The organism is Mycobacterium sp. 1165178.9 (genome assembly GCF_001673555.1).
Lineage (GTDB): Bacteria > Actinomycetota > Actinomycetes > Mycobacteriales > Mycobacteriaceae > Mycobacterium.
This window is the reverse complement of the sequence record NZ_LZMB01000328.1, coordinates 1-2,841: the sequence shown is the minus strand read 5'-3', so window position 1 is coordinate 2,841 and position 2,841 is coordinate 1. Positions and strand designations below refer to the sequence as shown.

Here is a 2,841-nt window from a genome sequence, read left to right as displayed (position 1 = left end):
CGCCCTCGTGATCATTCGTCTGTCTGCGGCGATTCTGGAGCCATTTAGAACAGTTCTGGAGCCGCGAACAGCAGCGTTTTCAGAATATCCATCGCGACCGCCTTAGCGGCTGGAAACGTAATCGGCATAATGAACGACCTGCCATTGTGGGGGTTCACCTTCAACCCGATTACCGGCCCGCGATCCTCATCGGTGTCCACTAGGATCTCGAACTCTTTGGCCACGACAGTCTTGTAGTGGGTGCTGTGGATCGTCTTACTCATATTCAACTTTCATTTTCGGCCCGTATCTCATTAGCCGGGCTTTGGCTGGCGTGGTGGCCGGAGTTAATCGCGCCCGAGTTAATCGCGCCAGGGCATCCGCCAACTCCGCAGCCTCATCAATAGGAAGGCGGAGCCGGCCGGCGATGATTACATCGGTTCCGTTTGTTTCAATACTGGTAGTCATAATCTGTTCTACCACTAGTGTAAAATCGGAAAGCTAATTAACCTGCAGCTTTACCATGGGGAATTCGTGATGATAAAACCCTGCGCCGCCCATTCCAGTTCTTCGAGTTGGCGGGGGTCGTCCCATAGTTTCGGTGCGGCCGAAAGGTCGCTGTAATACGGCACTCCTCCCGTGCCATAGGCCACTGAATAGGTGTGCGTGTCGAACGCCTCGGGGAGGTCAGAGCAGGCGAGGCAAATCCGGTTGCCCGTGCCCCAGCGGGCAATGTTTGGCTTGGGTGACATCCACTTCAGCAAGACTTCGTGGTCGAACTCCATCAGTGGGTGGCCACGGCGGCATTCCACCTGCGGGCGGGGGTGTGCAAGCTCGGGGAATACGGCCGGGAACAGGTCATTGCGGACGTGATAGCGCCGCATCTTCTGGTCATGGCACAGCAGCGACACGCGCCCGTCTGTGCTCGGCTTCAGCCGCTTCGCTGCCGTCTGCCGCGTGGCCCCGCCTTTACACGGAACCCGGCGGGGCAAACGCCACACGTCCAGGTCGACGCCCAGCATGTAGTGCGGGCAGTCCTGGATGATCCGATAACCGAGGCGCTCGTACTCGTGAACGCTGTGCACTTTCTCTCCTATCACAAGTGCCCTTCCGCGCATGGCATGACCACAGTTGGTCAGCACTCGCCTTAAGTTCTGTTTCTCGTCTTTTCGAGATGGTTTTCCGTCGCACTTCGTTAGGCAAGGTCAATTTGAATGCCGCGAAGGTGCCTCCCCATTTGCGGAAGTGGGGTCCAGCTTGGAGTGCGGTAGGGGCAGATCACCTCGTGAGGTGACGTTCGGTTGCGAGCGCGCTCACCAGCGCCCTCCGGGCTTAAAAGACGCCTCAAGGTGGCGCTATGTGCGTGGCTGAGGCCTCACTTCGTTCGGTTTACAAGCCAGGGAAGAGACCTTTTCTCCCTATTAATAAAGGAATCCCGATTTCGGGCCCCTGACCAGCACGTTTACGCAGCAAAGTTGCGATTCGTGCAACCCTTTTCAGACGTGGCACACCTGGCATTTCCCGAACGGATTACCGTCCGTGCCACCCCAGATCGGAGACTCCGCCAGCACGTTGGTCCCGACGATCTTCTCCCGCCCCGGCAGGACGAGGCAGCGAGGGCTTGACCCCTCACCCAACAGCCCGTGCTCAACGGCGAACTTGATCGCCCTACCGGTCACGCTCTTGTCTACGCCCAGCCATTTCGTCAACTCGCCGGCAGGCACGTTGATGTGCCCATTCGTCTTGTCACTGCCGAAGGCAAACGCCATCACACGGAACCAGGCGGGGAACGTCTCATTCTGGGCATGCTCGGCCCAGAAGGCGTGTTGGTGGCGAGACCAGGAAGTGGTCAGCGCCTTCGGCATGACGCCTTTCCACTTGCGGTTTCCCAGCGACCGCCAAAGCTTCCGCTGCTCACCGGTCAGGTTTTCGGTGCGCTTACGCTCCCGGATTTTCTTTTCCTCGACGGCGATCAGGTCCGCGTAGTTCGCGTCAATGGTCACGCCGCACCGCCCATCGCACGACGGCGACGAGACTCCACAGACTTCAACGCCATGCCCCGGAAATGGGCCTTACGGGCAGCCTCGGCCATCTTCGCGCGGGCGGCAGCCGGAAGCTTGCCATCGGGGTCCACGAGCTTCTCGTAACGGTTCTCGGCGGCGTGCCGGGCTTTATGCGTTCGTGCCGAACGATCAGGGGTTTGCGCCCAAGACTTGAGGGCATTGATTTGCGCCTGCAAACGGCGCTCCGTAGATACTGTCATCTCCAACCAATCGGGTATCGAAAACAGCCCCAGCTGCGGCGCAGCCAGGGCACTCCCTTTGGTTGGTTGTCAGCACAGTACAGAGCTGAGCGGGGTAGACGCCACCCCGCTTCATCTCATTCGCAAGCTCAGAGGTCGCCCAAGTTCAACTTGCGGGCCTCCTCGGCAGCACGCTCAGACGCCGACGCGCCGGTGTACCTATCGATCATCTGCCGGTTCGACCAGCCCGCCACCGCCATCAATCCCGCCTCTGACCCGCCGGCCCGCAGCCACCTGGTAGCGGCAGTGTGCCGCATCAGATGAACGTGAAAGCCCTCGATACCGGCATCTCGGGCACGGCGTCGCAATGTCTGCGCCAGCGCCCAATAAGTGAAAGATTTGATATGCCCGCCAACGAATAACTGTGTCACATCGGAGGTTACGTGGTTGCGGCGCATACGGATATAGCGATCCAGCGCTGTGGCGACCTGCGGGCCAAACGGCGCGAACCTACCCACAGCGCCCTTACCGCGGCGCACCGTGAGCAATCCTCGGGCCAGGTCTACATCGGAGATTTGCAAATCCACCAGCTCGCTGGCACGCATCCCCGTCTCGGCCAA

General features: G+C 59.8%; 5 protein-coding genes. All 5 read right to left on the bottom strand.

All coding sequences use genetic code 11. The features are described 5' to 3' along the window. Nucleotides 1–44: 44 nt before the first annotated feature. Nucleotides 45–263, bottom strand: a complete 219-nt coding sequence (locus tag A5652_RS14380) for a hypothetical protein (RefSeq protein ID WP_067352299.1) — start codon at nucleotides 261–263, stop codon at nucleotides 45–47. Between the two features lie 234 nt (nucleotides 264–497). Then, a complete protein-coding gene (locus A5652_RS14375) occupies nucleotides 498–1,064 on the bottom strand; it encodes a hypothetical protein (RefSeq protein WP_156745340.1) in 567 nt (188 codons plus the stop codon). A gap of 411 nt (nucleotides 1,065–1,475) precedes the next feature. Beyond that, complete coding sequence (locus A5652_RS14370; RefSeq protein WP_067352292.1) at nucleotides 1,476–1,982, bottom strand: hypothetical protein; 507 nt, start codon at nucleotides 1,980–1,982, stop codon at nucleotides 1,476–1,478. Continuing rightward, nucleotides 1,979–2,218 carry a hypothetical protein gene (locus A5652_RS14365; protein WP_067352303.1) on the bottom strand — a complete coding sequence of 80 codons (240 nt, stop codon included), beginning with the start codon at nucleotides 2,216–2,218 and terminating at the stop codon, nucleotides 1,979–1,981. The genes A5652_RS14370 and A5652_RS14365 overlap by 4 nt, the downstream gene beginning before the upstream one ends. Nucleotides 2,219–2,370: 152 nt before the next feature. Continuing rightward, a partial coding sequence (locus tag A5652_RS14360) for a site-specific integrase (protein WP_067352288.1) occupies nucleotides 2,371–2,841 on the bottom strand: 471 nt, incomplete at its 5' end.